Source organism: Bacillus sp. HU-1818 (genome assembly GCF_022695965.1).
GTDB classification, from domain to species: domain Bacteria; phylum Bacillota; class Bacilli; order Bacillales; family Bacillaceae; genus Bacillus; species Bacillus atrophaeus.
Window position 1 is genome coordinate 544,369 of sequence record NZ_JAAPBE010000001.1, and the last position, 24,113, is coordinate 568,481.

Below are 24,113 nucleotides of genomic sequence, written 5' to 3' on the forward strand. Positions count from 1 at the left end.
AAAATTGCCGCCCAAAAGGCAGCTTATGGTGAGTGATTTCATATGTCTTTTACTATTATAGCACGACAGAGGATAATTTCAATTATAATTATTTTAATTTCTTTTTGATAATAATTATCATTAGAAATTTCATCCTGTTGGTATGATATATGAAAAAAAAGCTGAAAGGGCTACCCTCTCAGCTTTTATTCTTGCGCCCATTCTTTTAGCTGCTCCGCCGTCATCGGCCCGACAGCTGTTTTTTCAATTCCCCCCTTTTCATTGAGTAAAAAAGAGGTCGGAATGGTCACGATATGGTATGTCTTCATTAAATCGCCTTGTGAATCAAGCACAACCGGAAACGTCAGCTTGTTCGCTTCGATAAAGTCGACTACAGCCTGTTTATTTTGTTCGGCATTCACCAAATTAACTGTCACAAGCTGAACGCCGCCAGCTTGTTGTTTTTCATAAAAGGACTGGAACTGAGGCAGTTCCTTTTTACAGGGCGGACACCAGGATGTCCAAAAATGAAGGATTGTTTTCTGCCCTTTATGCGGGATTGAAATATCGTCTCCTTCAATGGTTTTCATTAAAAACACCGCAGGGACCGACCGTTTTTCAGCTGTCGCCTCAGGAAGCCACGAGAATATGGCAACCATGACAAGGGATGCAATTAAGGTAAAACGCTTCGTCAACATGTGATCTTCCTTTCATGCTTTTGAATAGCTTACCCTGCTTTTGCGAATGTATGATGGTCAGCGGCTTTCAATTCGCGGGGATCTGTTTCCTCCCGTAAGAAAAATAGATACACCGAGCCCTTTGCAAATCGTCGTATAGTGAAGGCTTGTCACCAAGATCATTCCTGTATTCATCCCGAGAATGATTCCGAGCATTTGCAGATTCTCCATGGAGCCGAGCACATACATCATGCTAAGCCCGACAATGTGGCTCCATACGTTATGGTAAAAGGCCTCCTTTACAAATCCCATGCCGATTAAGCAGGCTTGCAGCGGCATGACAAACAAATGAAAGAGGAAATACGGCCACAGCAGCTGTAAATAGTATTGCGCCTCTGGTGAATGAAAAAAAAGATGGGTGAGCGGCCCGGCAAACTGAAACATCACCCAGACAGCCGGAATACCGTAGCCGAGCGTAATGAAAATCGACTGCTTCAGCCGTTTTAAGACAATGTCATATTGAGACAGCGCATAGGCTTCTGAAATACTCGGGATCATCACAACCATTAAGGAATGGCCGATAAAAGCCGGAAACGAGCCAATTGTCACGGCAACTCCGGCAAGCATGCCATATTGGTCTATCGCCGTTGTACCCGCAACGCCTGCGGCTAAAAGCGCTCCTTTTACCAAAAAGGGTTCAATGGCATTTGTCACAGCGTGAAAAATCCTTAATCCTGTCGTCGGAATCGAGACGGCAAGCAGTCTTTTTCTGACATCCTTTCCCCGAAGATGGATATGCTGCTGTCCGGAAAGCGCCCGCCGCGCAAGAATAAATTGTGTATATAAGTACACAAACACGACGACATCACTCGCAACAAGGACAAACAAAGAAATGAGCACCGCCGTATCGATTTCAAAGGAATACCATTGAAAAAAGATAAACAAACACAGCAGCTGAATAATTTTTTTCATTACATTTGCAGCAGCGATTTTGCCCATTTTTTGCACACCCATAAAATACCCTCTGGCGATCGAGGTAAAGGCGACAACAGGGATCAGGCCAATGACAATTCCCTTAATAAACGGATGATACGTGTTAAACACCGGAATAAACGGAAGCGCAATGCTTGCAGCGGTGGTGGAAAAGGCGGTAAATACCGCTGTCATTCTAAACGCGTGCCTCAGCATACTTTCATGAAGCTTCGGATTCGATTCTGCAATGAATTTAGAAATGGAGATCGGCAGCTCCAGACTCGCGATGACAATGACTAAAAAAATCGTAGGCAATATACTCATATAAAGCCCCATTCCATGCTCGCCCAGTTCCCGCGCCAAAATCATATTCACGACGAATTCAAGGCATTCAGCGAAAAAAGCGGCAATAGATAAAAGAATGATCCCTTTTACAAATCGATTCATGGTGTCTCTCCTTGTCTCTCGTTCTAACAACATCATATGAGACAAGTCCTAAAATTATTTTCATTTTTATGTAACCATATAAAAAAAGCATAGCTGAGACAAAAAGCCTCCTCTATGCTTACATGGCAAAAACGTGCTTGCCGATTCTTTCAATTACTTTTCTTGAACGAATCCAATTGTCTGATGCCGTCTTTGGATTATAAAAGAAGATGGCTTCTGTTTCTCTGTTCTTATCTGACAATACCTCTTCCGCTGCTTCAATTGAATCTTTGTCAGGCTTTTGATTGATGCTTCCGTTTGCCACCGGTTCAAAAGCGTTTTTTTGATAAATGACGCCTCTTATCGTGTCAGGGAAGCCGCGCTCCTCCGTCCGGTTCAGCACTACGCTGGCCACAGCGACCTTGCCTTTGTAGGATTCACCTTTCGCCTCAGCATGAACAAGGCGGGAAAGCAGTTCTTTTTCTGACTGGGAGTATTTTCTTTCTGCTTTCTCTTTAGGATGAGATGATGTCTCGATTGAATTTGGTTTATCTTTCTTCTCAGTGCGTGCTGATAGCTTGATCGGCTTTACTTTTTTCTTATCCTTATCAGCAGACAGTGACGGGAAAGATTCTTCTTCATCGTTATTTATATGTGTAAGCAATTGCTTGGCTTCAGGCTTCGTCTTCTTTGTCAGCATAAGTGAAGCTTGTGCATGCTCAATTTTAGTTGCAGGCATAAAACATAGAAGAAAAACAGCCAAGGCAGCAAATTTTGTTGTCATACAGTTTCCTCCTTAAAGTGCTCAAAAAACACTCCACTACCTTAACAAGAGTTGAAATCAAATTCACGGATAAAGATTTTCCAACTCTCCCAAACAGCAATCAGGATGGAATATACTATATGACAAACTGCTTTTTACCAAGAAAACTGCTTATATTCACATAAATAAACCCAATAAATTCTTTTATCATCCATTTTTAGAAATTTACATTTTAGTTACAATTATTACAATGCCGTAAAATCTAAAAAGGCTTCTCAAAAATTGAGAAACCCTTTAACTTCTCGGCTCTTGTAAATATTGAAATACCACATCTCCGCCTTGTTGGGCGATCCCCCGAAAATGTTTAAAATCTTCCTGTTGAGATAAAATCGCCCTGAATGCTAAAAAATGCTCCTTCTGCACTCTGAGCTCCTGAATATCGCCGGTGCGCAGCAGGTTAATCTGGTCTGTCATATCTTCGGGCATCAACCGAAATTCCCCCTTTTCGATCTGTTTAACGAAAATCAATATACCATCTTTGCGCTGAGAGAACAATTGTCACGGGAGATAAAACCCCATATTGCTTTACTTCTTAAAGAAAATATTGCAAAATACTTTCAATAGGAATTATTATGTTAAAGGGAGAGGAAGCTAGTGAAAATCGCAAAGGTTGGAAATGTCATTGAATTTAAAAATGGATTAACCGGTGTCGTCGAAAAGGTAAATGAAAATTCTGTTATCGTAGATGTTACCATTATGGATAACTATCGGGATTTGGAATTAGATTCACTCACAGTCGTCAATCACAAAAACTATAAGATTCTCAGAGACTCCTATTAACTTCTCCTTTTTCTTTACTGCAAATCAACTGAAACTGCACGACGAACCAAATAACACCTTACATATATCATAGCTTTCCCAAAAAAGCTGCCTGGCCGGCAGCTTTTTAAACTTTCCCTTTGGAGGCTGACAGCTTTGGTTATTCGACCTGTTCTTCCCTCAGATGCAGAGTCACTGCTTGCGCTGTTTAAGCAGCTTGATCAAGAAACGGATTTTATGCTGTACGAACCAAATGAGCGGACAACAACTTCTCTTCAGCAAAAAGCATTTATTGAATCTATCAGAAAAAAAGAAACTTCCGCTCTATTTATTTCCGTATACGGCGAGAAGCTAACCGGGTTTGTTCTTATAATCGGTTCTGCGGCCAACAGGCAAAAACACGTCGCCCGCATTGTCATCGGCGTTTTAAAAAATGACAGCGGACAAGGCACAGGTTCAAAACTTCTTCAGCAAGCAATTGCCTTTGCAGGACAAAAACAATTGAAAAAGCTGGAGCTGACGGTTATGACACATAACAAACGAGCGGTAAACCTTTACAAAAAGCACGGGTTTATAATATAAGGCACGAGAAAAAAATCACTGATGATTTCCGGCGAATATGCGGATGAATATTTTATGGGGAAAGACTTAACAGAGCGGCGTTTTCCATTTCTGCTTCTGCCAGTTCCGTGATCTCGACAAAAAAATCACTGACCTTGTCTGCATGATAAAGGTTAGTCATGGACGTCGAGTAATTTGTGATCGTTCCCCAAAAGAGCACCTCTTGCTTCGGGACCTCTACCTTAAACGTCTGTTCATATAATAGAACAGCGATATCATGATACGCTTCGCTCGTGACCTTTAAGACAAATGAAATGTTACGTCTCTTTCGCCCGGATGCTTTTACTTCCTGATATTGAAAGACCTCAAGCGGCACACTGTTTAACAGCAATGTGGTCACCATCGTCATCCCTCCCGTCTTGTAAAGGGCATCTTAACACACACACTTCCCGTTAACAATTGATCAGCATGATGCAAACAGACAGACGGCGGTTCACCCTTTCTGCATCTTATCTTGTGTGAAACCTAATTCTTTCAGCGCCTGCTGCAGCGTTGCGCGAGTTTTGATATCTCCAAAATCTAAGCCAAGACTTACAATCGTCTGGGCGATTTCCGGGTGGATTCCTGTAATCATTGCTTTTATTCCCGTTAATCTTAAAGCATTCACAATATGAAAAATTTGATCGGCTACCATCGTATCAATAAGCGGCACGCCGGATACGTCTAAAATAATATGTTTCAGCTTCAGGCGTGCCCCCTCATTCAATGAAATGTCCATGATTAATTTTGCGCGGTGTGTATCAATTGCCCCGACTAAAGGAATGACCGCTATTGTTTCGGCAACCGGCACCACTGTTACAGATAATTCTTCAAGCGCAGTGTAAGCAATTTTCATTAATCTATTGTTATGCTGCTCATATACTTCCCCGATAATGCTACTGACCTTATCAAATAACGGGTCCAGCATTTTAGATACGTCAAGCATCGTGATGGCAGCAAACTTCCTTTGTTCTAATTCTTCCGTGAATACATTCCAAATAACGGTTCGGTAAAAAGAGATTGCTCTTAATGATTCACTCAATGATACATTAAGCCGTATGAACATTTCCCCAGCCTGTTTACTCCATTCCAAAATTCTTTCTGTGACTTCCTGCATATCCTGATACAATGCCTGGCCTAAATAAGTGATTAATTGTTCTCTATATGTAATCCCAGGGGACGCTTGTCTGTCCTCTTCTAACCTGCGCCCTAAACTGTTTATCTCGATATCAGCAACATTCTGAGCCAAGGCTTTTTCATATTGCACGATTTTTTCACCTATATATTTCAATTCGTCCTTCATTCGATTCAAATCCTCTCTTATTTGCCTATGTTAAATATAATATATCTGCCGGCAATTACAACTACAATACATAAAGATTTTCCAAACACTTTACAAACATACGTTCGATACTTTATAATGAAACAGACGAGCTGCCATCCAGCACCCGTCTCGACGAGCTGAATTCCCCAAATTCACTCGTCTTTTTTTTACTCAGGTTCGATGGTTTCAGTTGAAATTCAATACACATAAAAACCCCGCCTAAAAAGACGAGGTTGCGGTCTCACTATTCATTATTTTGGCCGCAAGAGGGCTGTCAAAATAAGATCCCTACATTTATACTCCGAATCACATATGCTTCAATCAACGATTATCAATCGTCTCCGGATATAAGTCATGATTCATCATCCGGTACTCGGCCATCTTCTCATACTTCGTTCCCGGCTTCCCATAGTTGGTATACGGATCAATGGAAATTCCGCCTCTTGGAGTGAATTTCCCCCAAACTTCAATGTAGCGCGGGTCCATTAATTCAATCAAATCATTCATAATGATGTTCATGCAGTCTTCGTGGAAGTCTCCATGGTTTCTGAAGCTGAACAGGTACAGTTTTAATGATTTGCTTTCAACCATTTTTTCATCAGGAATGTAGCTGATATAAATCGTTGCAAAATCTGGCTGGCCTGTTTTCGGGCATAGTGATGTAAATTCAGGACAGTTGAATTTGACAAAATAATCACGATTGACGTGCTTATTCGGGAAGGACTCCAGCACATCTGGCGCGTATTCGAATAAATAGTTTGTTCCTTGGTTTCCAAGCAGTGTGACACCTTCTAATTCTGATTCTTTTCTTGTCGTCATATTCCTCTTCCTTTCTATTAAACTCCGCGTTTGTTTCCCCATAACAGGGTGTGCAGCTGCGGAAGGACTCTGACAAGGTTCAACTCCGCATCCGCGGCTACCTTATCAACGAGTTTTTCGTATTTTCCAAGCAAATGAGCGATCAATGATTGATCGTCTGTTGTGTGCACATTATCATTTCCTACTTGTAAATAAAGCGGAATGTCAGGATAGCGCTTATGAACGGTTTTTGCGTATTCAAGATCTCCGTCATTAAATATGACAACCTTCAGACTGACCGCATGGAGCCTATTTTCGGCTGTTAACGATGTCAGGATATGATCAAGCTTCTTAAAATCAGTCGTCATTCCTGAACTCGGCGGTTTTGGAGAAATCGTCAGGTCATCAATCAGAGTGAACCACTCCTGATAGACCGTTCCTTGCGTTTCCAGAGCCGTGCGTATGTTTTGTTCCTTTAAAAGCGTGATAAACGTGTCAAGCTGCTTTAACAAGGCAGGGTTTCCGCCGGAAATGGTAACGTGGGAAAAGGCGTCTCCCCCAATTTCCTTTAGTTCAGAATAAATATCGTCCGCTGCCATCCAGCGTATATCTTTTTTCGCTGATCCGTCCCACGTGAAGGCCGAGTCACACCAGCTGCATGAATAGTCACAGCCGGCGGTGCGGACAAACATGGTTTTCTGTCCGATGACCATGCCTTCCCCTTGTATCGTCGGGCCGAAAATTTCTAAAACAGGAATTCCTTTAGCCATTCAAACCACCCTTTTTCGGACGGTAGACACAGTAGCTTGTCGGTGTTTCTCTGACAAACACCTGGACGCAGGCCGGTTTATTTTCAAGTGTTTCTAAATAGGATTGAACCTTATCATAAATCGTTTTAGCCACTACTTCTGTAGTCGGCAGAGAATACGGATCATCGTTTGAAAATTCATCATGATCATTTAATAACGTATGATCATATGAGCCGTGAACCAATTTTTTCAGCACACTGAAATTAACGAGAAAACCTGAATCGTCCAGTTCATCCCCGGCTACGGTAATATTAACGGTATACGTATGCCCATGAACTCTGCTGCATGCGCCCGCACTTTCTCTTGGGATAAAATGCGCCGCAGAAATATGCATGTCTTTATTCAGTTCAAATGAATAAGGGTGCTGGGCCTGTGGATAAATTTGAGAAATCAATTACTTCCGCTCCCCTTTCATTTCCATATATTCTTCATAACCTTTATTGCGAAGCAAACATGCCGGACATTCGCCGCAGCCGTCCGCAATAATGCCGTTGTAGCAAGTCAGCGTATTGTTTTTTACAAAATCAAGCGCGCCAAGCTCATCGGCAAGCTTCCAAGTTTCCGCTTTATTCAGCCACATCAGCGGTGTATGAATGACAAACGGTTTCTCCATCGCCAAGTTGACTGTGACATTGCATGATTTTACGAATTCATCGCGGCAATCAGGATATCCGCTGAAGTCTGTTTCACAAACGCCTGTAATAATATGGCGCGCTCCGATTTGGTACGCGAGTATGGAGGCGAAAGATAAAAATACAAGGTTGCGCCCCGGAACAAACGTCGATGGAAGCTCGCCGTCCTTGGCTTCAATCTCGATGTCATCTCTTGTCAAGGCGTTCGGTGCAAGCTGATTTAACAAAGACATATCAAGCAGATGATTTTTTACACCAAGCTCTTCTGCAATAGCTTTCGCCACGTCAATTTCCTGCTGATGCCGCTGATTATAATGAAACGTCACGGTTTCTACTTCTTCAAATTCCTTTAAAGCCCACAGTAAGCATGTGGTGCTGTCTTGTCCTCCGCTAAACACAACGATTGCTTTTTCTTTTTTCATAATTCCTCTCCTTCTCCGCAAATAAATCTGAGCGAGAGACAACACGGTTTCCAATAAAAAAGCACCTTTTCTATGGAAAGGCGCCCTAAAAAACATAAAAAAGACCGTATCCAAGGATACAGTTCGTCCTTAGTTTTTTATAGAGGGTGTAGCTAGAACCTCTCCCGCATGATGTACGGATTTTCTTCAATTTTTTCACACTTATGCTATCTTACCATAATGATGTTTTTATTGACAATAAAAAAAGACAGCTTAAGAGAAGCCTGTCTTATTTTTTCACTTCTTTTCTATTCTTAAAAGGGAAAAACATAATCATGAGACCAAAAAGCACAAAAAGCGCCGGCCAATACGCGGACATTGATAAAGCCCATTGATATGTAACAATAAAGCAAAGAGCAGTTAGAACAAGGATGGTGATCGGGATGAAAAGTTCATTCCTCCTGCCGCCAAACAGCCATAGCTCAAACAGGCCTAATGCAACGGCTAATAAATAGACGGGCCAGGTTACACCTGCATAAGCCCAATCAGTCGATGTTTCAAAGAAAAACAAGCAGCCCGATACGAGCAGAATGCCGCCGGGCACAAGCATGCCCGCTTTTTCCTTGATGTGTTTTGAGCTGAAGACCGCCGCATGAAATACAATAGAGATGACAATCAGCACAGCCGGCCACATCTCTTCATACGCTTTTTCATTATAATAGCTTAGTACACTGGAAATACCAATAAGCAAAATGATGCCGATTGAAATCAACAAGCCTTTTTTCCTTCCGCCAAACAGCCATAATTCAAACAATCCAAAAGCTGCGGCAAAAATGTAAGCCGGCCATGTGATTTCTGAATAGGCCCAGTTCACAGACGTTTCAAATACAAACAAACAGCTCAATACGAGCAAAATGCCGCCGGGTAACAAAAGCCCTACTCTTCGTTTTCCATGCCGAAATGCACTGGCATGAAGCGCAATTGATATGATGAACAGACCGGCAGGCCAAACACTTGTAAAAAACACGCCGCCGAAGCTGACAGCTCCAATGAAGGTGAGTATGCCGGCCGGTATCAAAAGCTGCGCTTGTTTTCCGCCGAACAGCCACAGTTCAAATAACCCCAATGCCGGTGCGAGTAGGTATACAGGCCAAGTCATGCCGGAATACGCCCAACCTGTTGACGTTTCGAAAAAAAATAAACAGCCGAGCACAAAGGTAATGCCGCCAGGGACAAGCAAACCTGCTTTATCCGGTCGTTTTCCGGTAAACACAAAACCAGCGTGAAAACCGACGGCAAGAATAATAAAAATTACAGGCCATATCGAGGAAGCGGATAAATGGATGAAACCCGTCATTTGCATGAAGAAAATAATTCCGATAAAGATCAAAAACAGCCCAAAAAGAAAACGGCGCTCTTTCATATTAAAAACTCCTTTCATAACTTTCCAGCTCATTATACGTGATATTTTACTCACATTGAGGAAAAGAAAGGAAAATTTATAAAAAAGTAAGATTTAATATCGAGCAACAGGCTTATTTTTGAGGAATTTTTTTATACACAAGGGCTCCGATAAATGCAAGGCTCACATAACCGAATAGCGGGTAAATCGTTGATATCAGTTTTCCGTAACCAATTTGACTGGTCAAGTAAGCCGTAAGCATAATACCGGCAAATATATATTTGCTTTTTATATGAAGAAAGCTCTTCATTTGCTTTTCCAGTCCATACAAATTTCCAATAACCGAAGTGAAAACTTCGCCAAAAATAATAAACAAATAGATGATGTGTACTGAACGGGCAACTAAGAAAACCACTTGAGCCATTGGGATATCGTATAATAAAACATCCGGCAGAACTGAGAGAGACAAAAAGCTTGCCGCAAGCACCATTGTCAGCATGACCCCGCCAAGCAAAGCCCCTTTTTTGATCACCCGCTCGGAGGGAATCTCATTAGCCAGCGGGACAAGAACAGCCTGTGCCAGCGACAGGTTTAAGGCGCCGTAAGACACTGCGGACAAAAGCCAGTCCCATTTGTGCGGCCATACCCATTCAACAGCGCTCCTCGTCTCACTAAAAATAAAAGAGTCGGCCACGACAATCATGGAAAATAAAATCAGCAGCGGGACAACAAACACATTAACACCGAATATTCCTTTAACTCCCGTTGTCATGACAAACAGGCTTAATCCGATTGTGATCAGCATGCCTACCTGGGTGGACATGCCAAGCTGTTCCTCAAAAATCGCCCCGGCCCCAGACAGCATGACAGAAGTGACGCCAAGCAGCACAAATAGCATAAACACATTGATAACTCGTCCGGCCTGGGCGCCGAACAAATAAATGTTCATTTCTTGATAAGACTTCGCATTGATCCGTTTAGAAATAATCATCATCTTGGCACCTAAAAACGTAAACATTCCCCCGCTTACTAAGATTCCGAACAGACCGGGCCAGCCAAATTTCAAAAAGAACTCAACAATTTCCCTTCCGGTGGCAAAACCCGCGCCCACTACCGTCCCTACATATACAAATGCAAGTTGACATGCAGATCCTTTTGATTGTCCCATCGCTTCCCTCCGCACCAACCACAAATTTATTCCGCATCATTCTTTATACCCTATGAGACAAGTTCCTTGAAAAGAAGAAAAAATGATGTTTTACTGTATAAACCAGCTGAAATCACTAGTAAGCAAAAAGCTTGAAAGACGAAAAACGTCCGAGTATACTAATAATCAAAGATGGTCAAACAATAGACCTTTTTTCTTCATCTCTTTGGTCAAAAATAGTCAAACTCTACTTCTTGTTTATCTTGGCTAAAACGGCTGACATTTGGATTGAAGCAAAAAGCTTGAAAGTCAAAAAAGGTCAGAGTATACTATTAGTCAAAGTTGGTCAAATAACAGACCTTTTTTTCTCATTCGTTTGGTCAAAGATAATCAAACTTTCTAAGGAGGTTTTGGCAAATGCGTTGTCAACACTGTCAGAAAAACGAGGCGACGATTCGCCTTAACATGCAGATCAATTCCGTTCAAAAACAACTGGTTTTATGTGAAACTTGTTATACAGAATTAACCCGTAAACCATCTATGAGCATGGGGCCGCAATCTTTCGGCTTCCCATTTGAACAAGGTTTCTTTCAACAAAAAGATCAAGCCGCACAACAATCAGGCCAGAAAAAAGGATTGCTTGATGAACTGGCCCAAAATGTCACAAACGGTGCGAAAGCGGGACTCATTGACCCTGTAATCGGCCGCGATGATGAAGTGGCGCGGGTGATTGAAATATTAAACCGCCGAAATAAAAATAATCCGGTTCTCATCGGGGAACCCGGTGTAGGTAAAACGGCGATTGCAGAAGGGCTCGCTCTCAAAATCGCAGAAGGCGATGTTCCGAATAAATTGAAAAACAAAGAGCTATATTTGCTTGATGTTGCCTCGCTTGTCGCCAATACCGGTATCAGAGGGCAATTTGAAGAAAGAATGAAACAGCTGATCACCGAACTGAAAGAGCGTAAAAATGTTATTCTTTTCATCGATGAAATCCATCTTCTCGTCGGTGCAGGCTCTGCCGAAGGATCAATGGATGCCGGCAATATATTGAAACCGGCTCTTGCCAGAGGCGAGCTGCAAGTCATCGGAGCAACAACATTAAAAGAGTACCGTCAAATAGAAAAAGATGCGGCGCTGGAAAGACGTTTTCAGCCTGTTATGGTGCAGGAGCCTTCCATTGATCAGGCGATCAGCATCCTAAAAGGAATTAAAGATAAATATGAAGCATATCACGGCGTCACATTCAGTGATGAAGCGATCAAAGCTTGTGTCGCTTTATCGTCCCGCTATATTCAGGACCGCCATCTGCCGGATAAAGCCATTGACTTGTTAGACGAAGCCGGATCAAAGGCAAATCTTCTAATTGATGAGGTGAATCACGAAGATGCAGCTGCACGGCTGACTGCTATCGAGGCAGAGAAAGCAAAAGCGCTTGAAGAAGAAAACTACGAACAGGCTGCAAAGCTTCGCGACGAAGAAGAGGCACTTGAGGAAAAACTCAAAACATCGTCTGCCCGTTCCGCTATTTCAGTGAACGCTGAGCATATTCAAGACATCGTAGAACAAAAAACAGGCATTCCAGTCGGAAAACTGCAATCTGATGAACAAACAAAAATGAAAGAACTTGAAGCAAAACTTCACGAACGTGTCATCGGACAGGAAGCGGCCGTTCAAAAAGTGGCAAAAGCGGTAAGAAGAAGCCGCGCCGGACTGAAGTCAAAAAACAGACCTGTCGGAACGTTCCTCTTTGTAGGCCCGACAGGCGTAGGAAAAACCGAGCTTTCTAAAACACTTGCAGATGAGTTATTCGGTACGAAAGACTCCATTATCCGTCTCGATATGAGTGAGTATATGGAAAAACACGCTGTATCTAAAATCATCGGTTCACCGCCAGGATACGTCGGACATGATGAAGCTGGTCAATTAACTGAAAAAGTGCGCCGCAATCCATACAGCATCGTTTTGCTGGACGAGATTGAAAAGGCTCATCCGGACGTACAGCATATGTTCCTGCAAATCATGGAGGACGGGCGCTTAACCGACAGCCAAGGCAGAACAGTGAGCTTTAAAGACACCGTCATTATTATGACAAGCAATGCTGGAACTGGCGAAAAACAGGTAAAAGTCGGTTTTCAATCAGAAGAATCGGCCATTAAAGAACAGACACTGATTGATTCACTCAGCATGTTTTTCAAACCTGAATTTTTAAACCGCTTCGACAGCATTATCGAATTCCATGCTCTCCAAAAAGAGCATCTGGTCAAAATCGTCACTCTGCTTCTAAGCGAGCTTGAAGAAACATTGGCAGAACGCGAAATCGACTTACACGTCACAAATGAAGCAAAAGAAAAAATTGCAGAGCTTGGCTACCATCCTGCATTCGGAGCGCGTCCACTCAGAAGAACCATTCAAGAATCGATTGAGGATGAAATGACAGATCTTCTGCTGGAAGATTCCCACATTAAAGGTTTTAACGTAATCGTGGAAGATAACAGCATTAAAGTACAAGCGAAATAAAAAAGAACGGTTTCCATTAACGGAAACCGTTCTTTTTTTGCAAACTCAACTCCCTCGCCCTGACAGAATTTATAGCCCCCTGCCTCCCTCCTTTACACTTTCAGGTTTATATATGATGAACAATGTTTATTTACTATTATATGAAGAAAGACTGAGGGCTTTTCGTTATGGAAAAACCCGCTTTTTTCGTGATGAAGCCGCGTTCATGAATAAATCATGAACAATTTCTCAATCTCCCTAAAGTTCCAAGCACCCGTACCGATATTAACCATAGACAAGCTAGTATAAAGGATTTGGTGAATATTATGGATAAAACATCGATTATCGGAATCATTCTCGCTTTTGTCGCATTGAGTGTGGGCATGGTCATGAAAGGTGTCAGTTTAAGCGCCTTAGCCAACCCCGCGGCTATTTTAATTATTATTTTCGGAACCATCTCTGCGGTTGTCATCGCGTTCCCTTCCAGAGAAATCAAAAAGGTTCCAACGCTATTCCGTGTACTTTTTAAGGAAAACAAACAGCTTACCGTTGAGCAGCTGATCCCCATGTTTTCTGAATGGGCGCAGATTGCAAGACGTGAGGGCCTTCTTGCTTTAGAAGCCAGTATTGAAGGAGTTGATGACGCTTTTTTAAAGAACGGTCTGAGCATGGCAGTAGATGGGCAAAGCGCTGAATTTATCAGAGATATTATGACAGAGGAAGTCGAAGCCATGGAAGAAAGGCATCAAACCGGCGCAAGCATTTTTACCCAAGCCGGTACATATGCACCGACACTCGGCGTTCTCGGTGCAGTTGTCGGGCTCATCGCAGCTCTTTCCCATATGGACAACACAGATGAACTAGGGCATGCCATAAGCGCCGCATTCGTCGCGACCCTGCTCGGAATATTTACAGGCTATGTGTTATGGCATCCCTTCGCCAATAAATTAAAACGGAAATCAAAACAAGAAGTGAAACTCCGTGAAATCATGATTGAAGGCGTACTCTCGGTATTAGAGGGGCAGGCACCGAAAGTTATTGAGCAAAAGCTTTTAATGTATCTTCCTGCAAAAGATCGTGCGAAATTCACGGCACAAGAAGGAGAGGCAGAAAATGGCGAGAAAAAAGAAGAAGAAGCATGAGGACGAGCATGTTGATGAGTCCTGGCTGGTGCCGTATGCCGACATCCTCACACTTCTCTTAGCATTATTTATTGTGCTGTTTGCAAGCAGCTCAGTCGATGCGGCCAAATTCAAAATGCTTTCTAAATCTTTCAATGAAGTTTTTACCGGCGGTACAGGCGTGATGGATTATTCAAGCGTCACACCGCCTGAAAGTGAACAGCAAGGAATTGACCAGCTGGAAGATGAGAAGAAAAAGAAGAAAGAAAAACAAGAAGCAGCAGATAAGACGGCTGACCAAGAAGAGCTCGAAAATGTTGAAAAACAGGTGAAGCAATTTATAAAAGATAAAAAGCTGGAAAATCAGCTTGAGACAAAGCTGACAGATGAAGGCCTTTTAATTACGATTAAAGACAGCATCTTTTTTGATTCGGGAAAAGCTACAATCCGGGAGCAAGACATCCCCCTCGCAGAGGAAATCTCGGATCTTCTGGTGCTGAATCCTCCAAGGAATATCATCATCAGCGGACATACGGATAATATGCCGATTAAAAATTCACAGTTTCAATCCAACTGGCACTTAAGCGTCATGAGAGCGGTCAACTTTATGGGCCTTCTCATTGAAAATCCAAAGCTCGATGCAAAAGTCTTCAGCGCAAAAGGCTTTGGTGAATATAAGCCGGTCGCAACCAACGATACAGCGGAAGGCAGAAGCAAAAACAGACGTGTAGAAGTTTTAATTCTGCCAAGAGGAGCCACTGTCTCAAATAACGAAGAATAGGAAAAAGGAAGCCTTGTCACATCCAGGCTTCCTTTTTTTACTTGTTATGAAAATGTTTTGCGTTTAAGCCTACCCTTTTTAGCATTTCAGTGCACATTTCCTTCTCCTCTTCACTCAGCACGCTGATCATCTCATGGATTTCAGCAGCGTGGCTGGGAAAAATATCATTCAAAAGATGGATACCTTTTTCCGTAATCTGTGCAAATGTGACCCTTCTGTCAGTAGGTGATGCTTTTCGTGTAAGAAGTTCTTTTTGTTCCAGCTTGTCTACGACATATGTGATGCTTCCGCTGGCTAATAAAATTTTGTCGCCGATTTGCTGGAGCGGCTGATCGCCTTTGTGGTATAAGAGCTCCAGTACGGCAAATTCAGTCGGATTCAAGCCGTGCTTATGAATATGTTTATTCATATGGTCATTAATAGAACGATAAGCACGTGATAATACAATAAATAGTTTAAGTGATTTTTCTGAAGCTTTTTGTGTCATATCTAATCATCCTTTTACAAAAGAAACCGTTACAGAGAAACATTAATAAACAAACACAAAAAAGTCAACAAAAAACCTTCCAAAATTTCACTTCTTTTGTAGTTTGCTTATACCACGGGCTGTAACTATATATTTTTCTAATTATTTTGGTTATTTTTTCTTATTAAAGCAGTATAAACAATGATATAATACCCCTATTCAGGTGTTATGTTGGAGCGATGCAAATTGAAAATAATGAAAGGTCCCTGCGCAAAGATCAAACTTTATTTGGTTTTAGTGATGATTCCTGCATTAATTATAAGCTTTTTCGTTTATGAAAAGGAAAAAGAAACAATAGCCGCAAAACACAAACAGGCGGCCAGTATGATGCTGAACCTTCACCGCAATAAATTAAATTATCTGATCGGGGAAACCAAAGCAAGAATGACTTCCCTGTCTATCGCAATTGATAAACCGATTGATCCTAAAAAAATGCAAGATATATTGGACAAGACCTTCGATTCTGAGCCCAGGTTTTCAGGATTATATATACTGAACGCAAAAGGTGATGTGACTGTCAGCACCACTGAGCTGAAAACGAAGGTGAACCTGGCGGACAGATATTTTTTCGAAAAAGCCAAAGAATCTAAAAAGACGGTTATTACAGATGATTATGCTAGCAGAATTACCGGCCAGCGTATCTTTACGATCTGTGTTCCCGTATTAGATGCAGACAATAAGGTCACCGATTATATAGTGGCAGCCATACAGATTGATTACATCAAAAACATAATAAACATGTTAAGCCCTGATGTGTATATCGAAATACAGAACCAAAATGACAAACTTATTTTCACAAGCGGACCGGGCCAGCATTCTCAGCACGAGAAAGCGGTCAGCGGGTATTTAGATGACATCAGCTGGAATATTAAAGTATATCCAAAGCCTGTCGAGCTTGAGGAACTGACGAAAAGCCTCTTGCTCCCTCTTTCGAGTATTATCGTACTGCTCAATATTTTATTTATTCTCGTTCAGTACATTTTGCTGAAGCGGCGGACACAGCTTGAACGTGCCGAGAATGAGGCTCAAAAACTGGAGCTTATCGGAACTCTCGCTGCAAGCACAGCCCATGAAATCCGCAACCCGCTTACAGGCATCAGCGGATTCATCCAGCTTTTGCAAAAAAAGTATAAAAGCGAAGAAGACCAGCTGTATTTCTCCATTATTGAGCAGGAGATCAAAAGGATCAATCAAATCGTGAGCGAGTTTCTTGTTCTTGGCAAACCGACCGCTGAAAAATGGGAGCTCAACTCCCTGCAGGATATTTTCAATGAAATTATGCCGATCATTTATTCTGAAGGGAATTTATACAATGTGGAAGTAGAGCTTACGTTTTTAACCGATAAGCCGTTATATGTGAAATGTACAAAAGACCATATGAAACAAGTCATCTTAAATGTGGCGAAAAACTCGCTTGAATCCATGCAGGAGGGCGGCAAATTATCAATATCTTTAGGGGCCGCTGATCAGAAGGCCATTATAAAAGTCATTGATAATGGCGAAGGTATATCGAAAGAAATGCTGGAACACATTTTCCTTCCGTTTGTGACCTCTAAGGAGAAAGGAACCGGTCTGGGCCTTGTTGTATGTAAACGTATCGTATTGATGTACGGAGGCACGATTACCATTGACAGTGAGCTTCGAAAAGGAACTGAGGTAACCATTACTCTTCCGGTCACCAACTAAAAACCCTCTGATTGTCAGAGGGTTTTTCATTTATCTGCGGAACCGCGAATGCCTGTCTGTGTTTTTGGGTGCTTCTCCTTTAAACACTTTTTTGACTGATTCGAGCAATCCTTTTAAGATCATCAAAATGATAAAGAAGATCAGAAAGCCCTTCAGTCCCTCAGCCGCATCTTGAAACTCCATATTTCCCCGCCCCGTCACTTTCTGCTGCAATTCAATGGCAAACACGATCACAAATAAGACGGTTAACGTGTAGATAAAGGACAAAGCTGTAACGCTCCATTTAGAGAGCCATTTAAACACGGCTTGAGTCAGTCCGAAAAAAAGAATGCCAAATAATCCGATGACCCAAAAATGCATCTGTTTATCTGTTAAATTCAAGCCGAGCATCTCACATAAGGAAATAAATACATCGTGGAAACGGTTGATTAATTCGGTAATGAAGATCGTTAACTCTTTCATCAGTTCCCTCTTTCAAATGGAATTCACCAGAAAAAAAGAGCGCCGCAGCAGCTCTCTTTATTATATGAATAGGATCGTGCGTCTATTTATTTGCTTCATACGCAGGCATAACATCGGCGCGGGACCATAAGCCTAGTTTCTTTACAAAGCCCTGTATTCCTTGAGAAGACTCTTTTTCCTGCATCAGCTGATGGTACTCGTTCATCAGACAGTCCAGTTCCTGACTGTGTCTGATTGTGTCATACCCTGTAAATCCATGCTTCTTAGCGGCATCTATCATTAATTTTCTTTTTTCATCAATAGACACCAGCAATTTTTCTTTTTCAGAATATCTACCCATTCACTTCACCCCTCGCCGCTAAAAGAATAGGAAACAAGTTTGTTTGGGTTCTTGAGCATTATTACAGATTATACTTTATTTGTAAACATATTTTCATTAAATATCTTTATATTTTCATTTATAGTAGATATATTGATAGGATTAAGAGAATAATACCCATACGGCAGATACGCTAAACACACTTGATTAAAATGGGTAACCAGCAGGAGGGAATTGTTATGCGGAAAAATAGAGCGCTTATGCTTGGGGTAACAGGCGGCAAAATGATGATAAAAAAGAAAGACCGCAAAAAAGCGATAAATACCGTTACGCTTTTTTTCCAAATGATAAGAGATTGGAAACATGGACGATATCATCGTTCACCGTTTAACGCTTTTGTACTTGTAGGCATCGCTTTCCTTTATATTGTGTCTCCCATCGACTTCATTCCCGACGTTATTTTGGGGCTCGGCCTAATAGACGATGCAGCGGTCATTGGAATCATTTGGACGCTATTAAAAAAGGAAATCTCCAAATATGAGCAATGGCAGTTCATGAACTAAAAAAACCCCGTTTGTAAAAAACGGGGGTTTTTTCTATTACTTTATACTTTCCCTTTCATAAATCGGAACCCAGCCCTCTGACGTGACAAAGATTCGGACGGCAACAACTTTACGGTCTTCTTGAAGAGTGAAATAGTGACGAATGTTTTCAGGAACTGAGATTAAATCTCCAGGGTTTAAACGGACATCGAAAAAGGTGCCGTCTTTGCCTTGAATGACAAATACGCCGTGGCCGCTTACGATAAAACGAACTTCATCATCTGTATGATGGTGTTCTTTTAAAAAATTTTGCAGCAGCTCATCAAGTTTCGGATTTGCATCGGATAGAGAGATTACATCCTGCGCTTTATATCCGCGCCGGGCGGAAATATCTTGAATCTCGGCATCAAAAGTGTCAAGAATCTGCTGTTTCTCTTCATCGGACAAATCGTATTTTTCTGTCAGCTGCTCTGGAAGCTTCGTGATATCCCATTGTTCATAGATGACCTCTTGACTGTCTAAAAAGCTTGCCACTTCCTCTTGATTCTCAATGATTGTATTTGCCTCATCCTGTATTCTGATTGTTGCCACTGTTTTTTCCTCCTTTTTTTATCTTACCAGCTGATCCCGGAGTGTTTTTAATTTTAAATGGCAGCTGAACAAAAATTCATATGCTTCCAGCACCCTTTTTGCTTCAAAAGCGGTTTTTCCCCAAGCTGTGATGCCATGGTTTCTTATAAGAACCGCTCCGGAATCTCCGGAAACGCGGGCTGCGAAATCCATTGCCAATGTCGGAATGTGCGCGGCGTTTTCAATGATCGGCACCGTCACCTCCGCATTCTCTTCCCACAAGCCAAGCGCTTTTATTATTTCTTGGCCTTTGAACGTAATTTGTTTGTCATCGCCGTATAGCTCAGAAATTACGTTATTATCAAGTGTATGGACATGCAGGCAGCAGCCTGCATCTGTTTTTTGGTATAAATACGTGTGGAGAAGGGTTTCCGCCGACGGTTTTAAGGAATGTCCGCTTTCGGCAGGTTCTCCGTTCTGGTCTACCAGTAAAAAATCTTCTTCCGTTTCTTTCCGTTTATCCTTGCCGCTCGCTGTGACGAGAAATGTCAGGGGGTCATCAGAAACCTTAATGGACAGATTTCCGCTTGTTGCCGGAAACCAGTCTCTTTCAGCAAGTTCACGCTTTACTTCGGCAAGTTCACGCCAGCGCTGTTGTTTTGTATCCATGCTTTTACCTCCCTGATGTTTTCGATGCCGCTTTTCACTTCGTAAAAGTCTTGGTAAGGAAGGTGCTGTAACCCTAATTGGACGCATTCATTCAATAAGTAGTCTCTCGCAAAGCAAATATCAGACAATTTGGCAGCCTCCACATCGGTGACTGAATCACCAATCATAATGACATACTCAGCTTTTTCAGAAAGCTGGCGGATAACCGAAGGCTTACAGCATCCGCATCCATTTGTGCAAAGGCTGTCGCAGGAATGAGGCCATTTGATATGAATATATTCGTCTTCAAAAGATGCATGATTGCAATAAATACGGTCTCTGTCTACGATTCCGTCAAGAAGAGGATAAACAAAGAAGTCCATTCCCCCGCTTACGACATAAAACGGAAGCTCGTGCTGGTTGACAAATGATACAAATTCACGAAAGCCATCCCGAATCTTTGCATCTTGTAACACATATCTTGTAATCTCTTCTTTCATACTGCTCGGAAGAAGACCGAACATCTGCCCGACTCCTTCTTCAATTGATACTTCTTTTGACAAGACACCGTCTTTTAAGGCGATCCATTCCGGCGGGGCGAATTCTTTCATGATGCTGACAATGTTGTCGTTCATTGTGATCGTTCCGTCAAAATCACAAATGATGAGCGGTTTTTTGGTCATTCAGCATCAACCTTTCCCCATTTTTCTAGAGCAAGTTTCAAATCATTGCACTGCTCCGCTTTTTCATCCGGCGACTGCGCTTCAAGCACGGCTTCAATGATGGCTCTGAATGCTTTACCTCCGCCTTGGGCGCCGTTTGGATGGCCGTGAATGCCTCCTCCCGCATTAATCACATGATCAATGCCGAAATCCTTCATCAGGAGCGGAACCATACCAGGGTGAATGCCCGCTGAAGGAACGGCAAATGTTTGCTGAAAAGAATCCTCTCTTACGCACTCATCATGAATAGCGAGGGCATCCTCTTTCGGAAGCGCAACTGACCCGTAAGGAGACGGGAATAAACTGAAATCCGCGCCGCAATAGCGGTTTAGTTTCCCAAGCAGGAGAGCGTGTGCAAATCCGTAATAGGGTGATGATGTAAACGCTCCGCTGACTGCCGGATGGGCCATAATCGGAACAGAAACTTCAGGATCTTCGGCAAGGCTCTGCATGACATCCAAGCCGTAAGCGTAGACGTTAAATAACAGTGCGTCCGCTCCAAGCTCAGCTGCACGCCTTGCTTTATCCTTAAGGTCTGCCGTTCTTCCCGTCAGGTTCACCGCATAAAGCGTTTTATGCCCTGTTTGTTCATAGGTTTCACGCAGCACTTGCCTGCCCTCTGTGATTCGTGTTTCAAAGGGCGCCAGATCTGTTTCAAAGAAAATTTCATCATCCTTGATTAAGTCCACTCCGCCGAGTGCCTGCTGTCTCAGCTGATCTTTAATATCTTCAAGATCTCTTCCTATGACCCCTTTAAAAATGCTCATTAACAGCGGTCTTTCAAACACGCCCAGCGCCTTGCGGATACCGTATGCGCCAAACTTCGGCCCTGGCAGCCTTTGTTTAAAACCTTCTGAAAATTCCAGATCGGTTAATTTGATTTTGCCGTCAAGTGACAGCTTGCCAAAAACAGTCGTCAGCACCGCCGGAATGTCGTATGTAAAATTAATTTCCGGATAAGCAATTGTAATGACCGCTTGTTTTTCCGATTCAAGAGCTCCTTCTTTCTCCTCAACTCTTACAACCCGCCCCTTATGCTTTTGCAGCTGTTCCTGCTTCAGCAGGGGTAAATCCGTCCATGAGCCTACAGTCAGCCCTGTCGCAATCTGTTCTGCTCTTTTTTCACAATCAGACTCCGGATTTGTCAGGAGATATGTTGCCAATAATTCACTCATGCTTGAACTCCTTTCATGAAAGAACACATATAAAAAGCCTCTTCAAACCGTATTGCGTCTGAAGAGGCTTCGTTTTATGTCCGAATCTTATCTCTCAGCGCCAGCTGCAAGAATTAGCACCGTGCTTTACAAGTCGGTTGCCGGGCTTCATCGGGCTTGTCCCTCTGCCTGCTCTTGATAAGAATATAGATTTTATAAATTATTTTGAATTATCCCATTATTGAAGTCTGTTGTCAATGCTTTTTTATCGAAGAGATTCAGTTTGCCGATACGGGAGGCCGCTTCTTTTAGACGTTCCTCGCTCGTTAATAAACCGACTCGGATATAGCCCTCTCCATATTCTCCAAACCCATTTCCCGAGGCAACGGCAACATTGGCTTTCTCAAGCAGCAAATCCGAGAATTCCTGGGAGGTATAGCCGTCTGGCACCGGAAGCCAGGCGAAAAATGATCCCGCCGGAGCCGTGACATCCCATCCGATCTCCCGGCAGGCTGTAATCCACGCCTGCCGTCTGCTCTCATACATGGCGTTTTGTTCAGCCACACACGTTTGGTCTGATAAGAGAGCCGCCGCTGCCGCTTGCTGTGTCGCCTTGAACAGACTGACAAACATATGGTCCTGATAAAGGTTGATGGCTTCAATCACAGATGCATTACCGACGGCAAATCCGACGCGCCAGCCCGCCATATTATACGTTTTAGACAATGTATAGATTTCTATGCCAATGTCCTTTGCTCCTTCAGTTTGTAAAAAGCTTAATGGCTTGTGCCCGTCAAAGCCGACTGCGCCGTATGCGAAATCATGAACGACACAGATGCCGTTTTCTTTAGCAAAGCTGACCGTTTCTTCAAAAAAATCTGAAGTAGCAACGGCTCCTGTCGGGTTATTCGGATAATTCAAATACATCAGCTTAGCTTTTTCCTTTACGTCAGATGAAAGGCGGCTGTAATCAGGCAGGAACCCCCTCTCCTCTATAAGCGGCATCATTTCCATTTCGGCTTTAGCAAGCGCAACCCCCGACCAATAATCAGGATAGCCCGGATCAGGAACTAAAATGGTGTCCTCTGGGTTTAATAAACATTGCGGAAGCTCGACAAGCCCCGCTTTTCCGCCGAATAAAATGGCAATTTCACTTTCCGGATCTGCTTTCACTCCGTATTCTCTTTGATAAAATGCCGCTGCTGCTTTTTTAAAATGATAGGAGCCGCGGAATGATGAGTATTTGTGGTTCTCTGGGTCTGCGATCGCGTTTTTCATTTCTTCGACAATATGATCCGGTGTCGGCTGATCAGGATTTCCCTGGCCTAAATTGATGACATCGTGCCCTTCTTGCAGTTTTTGGTTCACCTTTTTGACTAAAGAAGCAAAAAACTGTTCGGGAAGCTGTGTTAACACGTGAGAATGTTCAAATTTCATCTGTTTTCACCTTCTAAAAAAATTTCTTGAAATGATAGTCCATCATCATATATGGTTATATATAAAAAGTAAAGGGAAACTTGGAGGTGTTGCAGAGGTGAAATGGACTATATCCTGTCTTCAATTTGATATTGCATACGGTAATCCTTCAGAAAATATAAAAAAAGCTGAATCTTTAATCGAAAAAGAAAGTAAACACGCCGATGTTCTCGTTCTTCCTGAATTGTGGACGACCGGCTATGATCTGACTAACCTTGACCTATTAGCGGATGATGACGGACTCGCTGCTCAAAGCTGGCTGAAAAAGACCGCAAAAACACATGGTGTCCACCTAGTCGCCGGCTCTGTCGCCGTCAGAAAAGGCGACCATATCTATAATACGATGTACATTGCGGATAAAGAAGGAAAGATCGTTAAAGAGTACAGCAAAGCCCATCTGTTCCAGCTGATGGATGAACACCTTTATTTATCGGCCGGCTCGGCTGACGGTTATTTTGAACTTGACGGCGTCAAAAGCTCGGGACTGATTTGCTACGATATCCGTTTTCCAGAATGGATCAGAAAGCATACAACAAAAGGCGCGAACCTGTTGTTTATTTCAGCGGAATGGCCTCTGCCCCGCCTCGACCATTGGAAAAGCCTTCTTGTTGCCAGAGCGATTGAAAACCAATGTTTTATTGCGGCCTGCAACTGCACCGGGTCAAACCCCGACAATGAGTTTGCCGGCCACAGCCTGATTATTGATCCGTGGGGCCGTATTTTAGCAGAGGGCTCTACGGAAGAAGGCGCTGTACGGGCAGAGGTTGATTTAGAAGAAAGTGAAGCCGTACGTAAACAAATTCCCGTTTTTGCAGACCTTCGAAAAGATTTATATTAATATTACGCAACAAAAGTTGT

The 24,113-nt window shown here is 42.7% G+C and carries 28 protein-coding genes and 2 riboswitches; of the genes, 8 read left to right on the forward strand and 20 right to left on the reverse strand.

Features of this window, described 5'->3' with window-relative positions; genetic code table 11:
• Nucleotides 1-185: 185 nt before the first annotated feature.
• The 4 genes from stoA to GXP75_RS02495 form a co-directional block, all read right to left on the reverse strand.
• Nucleotides 186-674, reverse strand: coding sequence for an endospore biogenesis thiol-disulfide oxidoreductase StoA (gene stoA / locus GXP75_RS02480; RefSeq protein ID WP_396022438.1), 489 nt, complete (start codon nt 672-674; stop codon nt 186-188).
• Nucleotides 675-734: 60 nt separating this feature from the next.
• Nucleotides 735-2,075 carry a sporulation protein YkvU gene (ykvU, locus tag GXP75_RS02485; protein ID WP_003327296.1) on the reverse strand — a complete coding sequence of 447 codons (1,341 nt, stop codon included), beginning with the start codon at nt 2,073-2,075 and terminating at the stop codon, nt 735-737.
• A gap of 118 nt (nt 2,076-2,193) precedes the next feature.
• On the reverse strand, nt 2,194-2,838 hold the full coding sequence (locus tag GXP75_RS02490) for a cell wall hydrolase (protein WP_214914939.1): 645 nt from the start codon (nt 2,836-2,838) through the stop codon (nt 2,194-2,196).
• Nucleotides 2,839-3,111: 273 nt separating this feature from the next.
• On the reverse strand, nt 3,112-3,306 hold the full coding sequence (locus tag GXP75_RS02495; RefSeq protein ID WP_061571827.1) for a hypothetical protein: 195 nt from the start codon (nt 3,304-3,306) through the stop codon (nt 3,112-3,114).
• A 165-nt stretch (nt 3,307-3,471) separates the two neighbouring features.
• Between GXP75_RS02495 and GXP75_RS02500 the strand changes: the two genes are divergently transcribed.
• A complete protein-coding gene (locus GXP75_RS02500; protein WP_010788441.1) occupies nt 3,472-3,657 on the forward strand; it encodes a YkvS family protein in 186 nt (61 codons plus the stop codon).
• Nucleotides 3,658-3,792: 135 nt separating this feature from the next.
• Entirely contained in the window at nt 3,793-4,218 is a 426-nt protein-coding gene (locus GXP75_RS02505; RefSeq protein ID WP_242556056.1) for a GNAT family N-acetyltransferase, read from the forward strand.
• A gap of 52 nt (nt 4,219-4,270) precedes the next feature.
• On the opposite strand, the gene GXP75_RS02510 is transcribed toward GXP75_RS02505, so the two are convergent.
• From GXP75_RS02510 to GXP75_RS02545, 8 genes are all read right to left on the reverse strand, one after another.
• Nucleotides 4,271-4,597 carry a DUF3219 family protein gene (locus GXP75_RS02510; protein ID WP_242556276.1) on the reverse strand — a complete coding sequence of 109 codons (327 nt, stop codon included), beginning with the start codon at nt 4,595-4,597 and terminating at the stop codon, nt 4,271-4,273.
• Between the two features lie 93 nt (nt 4,598-4,690).
• The gene (locus tag GXP75_RS02515; protein ID WP_061571403.1) at nt 4,691-5,539 is read right to left on the reverse strand and encodes an STAS domain-containing protein; all 849 of its coding nucleotides are present in this window, start codon (nt 5,537-5,539) and stop codon (nt 4,691-4,693) included.
• 342 nt (nt 5,540-5,881) lie between these two features.
• Nucleotides 5,882-6,379: a preQ(1) synthase gene (queF, locus tag GXP75_RS02520; RefSeq protein WP_003218613.1), complete on the reverse strand. Its 498-nt coding sequence runs from the start codon at nt 6,377-6,379 to the stop codon at nt 5,882-5,884.
• Between the two features lie 17 nt (nt 6,380-6,396).
• Complete coding sequence (gene queE / locus GXP75_RS02525; protein WP_061571402.1) at nt 6,397-7,128, reverse strand: 7-carboxy-7-deazaguanine synthase QueE; 732 nt, start codon at nt 7,126-7,128, stop codon at nt 6,397-6,399.
• The gene (gene queD / locus GXP75_RS02530; protein WP_061571401.1) at nt 7,121-7,561 is read right to left on the reverse strand and encodes a 6-carboxytetrahydropterin synthase QueD; all 441 of its coding nucleotides are present in this window, start codon (nt 7,559-7,561) and stop codon (nt 7,121-7,123) included. The genes queE and queD overlap by 8 nt, the downstream gene beginning before the upstream one ends.
• Nucleotides 7,562-8,221, reverse strand: a complete 660-nt coding sequence (queC, locus tag GXP75_RS02535) for a 7-cyano-7-deazaguanine synthase QueC (RefSeq protein WP_061571400.1) — start codon at nt 8,219-8,221, stop codon at nt 7,562-7,564.
• 123 nt (nt 8,222-8,344) lie between these two features.
• A riboswitch (PreQ1 riboswitch) is annotated at nt 8,345-8,389 on the reverse strand.
• Nucleotides 8,390-8,489: 100 nt separating this feature from the next.
• Nucleotides 8,490-9,623, reverse strand: coding sequence for a hypothetical protein (locus GXP75_RS02540; RefSeq protein ID WP_242556057.1), 1,134 nt, complete (start codon nt 9,621-9,623; stop codon nt 8,490-8,492).
• Nucleotides 9,624-9,735: 112 nt separating this feature from the next.
• Nucleotides 9,736-10,770: a YkvI family membrane protein gene (locus GXP75_RS02545; RefSeq protein WP_003327308.1), complete on the reverse strand. Its 1,035-nt coding sequence runs from the start codon at nt 10,768-10,770 to the stop codon at nt 9,736-9,738.
• A gap of 396 nt (nt 10,771-11,166) precedes the next feature.
• On the opposite strand from GXP75_RS02545, the gene clpE reads away from it, so the two are divergent.
• From clpE to motB, 3 genes are all read left to right on the forward strand, one after another.
• Nucleotides 11,167-13,269 (forward strand): ATP-dependent protease ATP-binding subunit ClpE, encoded by a 2,103-nt coding sequence (clpE, locus tag GXP75_RS02550; protein WP_242556058.1) that lies wholly within the window; start codon nt 11,167-11,169, stop codon nt 13,267-13,269.
• 305 nt (nt 13,270-13,574) lie between these two features.
• Nucleotides 13,575-14,390, forward strand: a complete 816-nt coding sequence (gene motA, locus GXP75_RS02555) for a flagellar motor stator protein MotA (RefSeq protein ID WP_061571397.1) — start codon at nt 13,575-13,577, stop codon at nt 14,388-14,390.
• Nucleotides 14,362-15,150: a flagellar motor protein MotB gene (gene motB, locus GXP75_RS02560; RefSeq protein ID WP_003327312.1), complete on the forward strand. Its 789-nt coding sequence runs from the start codon at nt 14,362-14,364 to the stop codon at nt 15,148-15,150. The genes motA and motB overlap by 29 nt, the downstream gene beginning before the upstream one ends.
• Nucleotides 15,151-15,187: 37 nt before the next feature.
• Here motB and mhqR read toward each other — a convergent pair whose 3' ends face one another.
• On the reverse strand, nt 15,188-15,637 hold the full coding sequence (mhqR, locus tag GXP75_RS02565) for a MarR family transcriptional regulator MhqR (protein WP_061571396.1): 450 nt from the start codon (nt 15,635-15,637) through the stop codon (nt 15,188-15,190).
• Between the two features lie 207 nt (nt 15,638-15,844).
• On the opposite strand from mhqR, the gene GXP75_RS02570 reads away from it, so the two are divergent.
• A complete protein-coding gene (locus tag GXP75_RS02570; RefSeq protein ID WP_061571395.1) occupies nt 15,845-17,362 on the forward strand; it encodes a sporulation kinase KinD in 1,518 nt (505 codons plus the stop codon).
• Nucleotides 17,363-17,392: 30 nt separating this feature from the next.
• On the opposite strand, the gene GXP75_RS02575 is transcribed toward GXP75_RS02570, so the two are convergent.
• Together GXP75_RS02575 and spo0E are read right to left on the reverse strand one after the other, a co-directional pair.
• Nucleotides 17,393-17,824, reverse strand: coding sequence for a hypothetical protein (locus GXP75_RS02575; RefSeq protein ID WP_242556059.1), 432 nt, complete (start codon nt 17,822-17,824; stop codon nt 17,393-17,395).
• 82 nt (nt 17,825-17,906) lie between these two features.
• Nucleotides 17,907-18,164, reverse strand: coding sequence for an aspartyl-phosphate phosphatase Spo0E (gene spo0E, locus GXP75_RS02580; protein WP_061571393.1), 258 nt, complete (start codon nt 18,162-18,164; stop codon nt 17,907-17,909).
• 218 nt (nt 18,165-18,382) lie between these two features.
• Here spo0E and GXP75_RS02585 point away from each other — a divergent pair, with 218 nt between their 5' ends.
• The gene (locus GXP75_RS02585) at nt 18,383-18,706 is read left to right on the forward strand and encodes a YkvA family protein (RefSeq protein WP_242556060.1); all 324 of its coding nucleotides are present in this window, start codon (nt 18,383-18,385) and stop codon (nt 18,704-18,706) included.
• Between the two features lie 36 nt (nt 18,707-18,742).
• Here the strand turns inward: GXP75_RS02585 and GXP75_RS02590 are convergent, their stop codons facing one another.
• The 5 genes from GXP75_RS02590 to GXP75_RS02610 all read right to left on the reverse strand — a co-directional run bounded on the left by GXP75_RS02590 (nt 18,743) and on the right by GXP75_RS02610 (nt 23,216).
• A complete protein-coding gene (locus tag GXP75_RS02590; RefSeq protein WP_242556061.1) occupies nt 18,743-19,276 on the reverse strand; it encodes a 1,2-dihydroxy-3-keto-5-methylthiopentene dioxygenase in 534 nt (177 codons plus the stop codon).
• 18 nt (nt 19,277-19,294) lie between these two features.
• On the reverse strand, nt 19,295-19,924 hold the full coding sequence (locus tag GXP75_RS02595; protein ID WP_242556062.1) for a methylthioribulose 1-phosphate dehydratase: 630 nt from the start codon (nt 19,922-19,924) through the stop codon (nt 19,295-19,297).
• Nucleotides 19,882-20,586 (reverse strand): 2-hydroxy-3-keto-5-methylthiopentenyl-1-phosphate phosphatase, encoded by a 705-nt coding sequence (gene mtnX / locus GXP75_RS02600; RefSeq protein WP_214914973.1) that lies wholly within the window; start codon nt 20,584-20,586, stop codon nt 19,882-19,884. Before mtnX ends, GXP75_RS02595 begins: the two co-directional genes overlap by 43 nt.
• Nucleotides 20,583-21,800, reverse strand: a complete 1,218-nt coding sequence (mtnW, locus tag GXP75_RS02605; RefSeq protein WP_242556063.1) for a 2,3-diketo-5-methylthiopentyl-1-phosphate enolase — start codon at nt 21,798-21,800, stop codon at nt 20,583-20,585. Before mtnW ends, mtnX begins: the two co-directional genes overlap by 4 nt.
• Before the next feature lie 84 nt (nt 21,801-21,884).
• Nucleotides 21,885-21,984: riboswitch (SAM riboswitch) on the reverse strand.
• Nucleotides 21,985-21,992: 8 nt separating this feature from the next.
• Entirely contained in the window at nt 21,993-23,216 is a 1,224-nt protein-coding gene (locus GXP75_RS02610; RefSeq protein WP_242556064.1) for a pyridoxal phosphate-dependent aminotransferase, read from the reverse strand.
• Nucleotides 23,217-23,313: 97 nt separating this feature from the next.
• Here GXP75_RS02610 and GXP75_RS02615 point away from each other — a divergent pair, with 97 nt between their 5' ends.
• Nucleotides 23,314-24,093, forward strand: a complete 780-nt coding sequence (locus tag GXP75_RS02615) for a carbon-nitrogen family hydrolase (protein WP_214914982.1) — start codon at nt 23,314-23,316, stop codon at nt 24,091-24,093.
• Nucleotides 24,094-24,113: the final 20 nt, after the last annotated feature.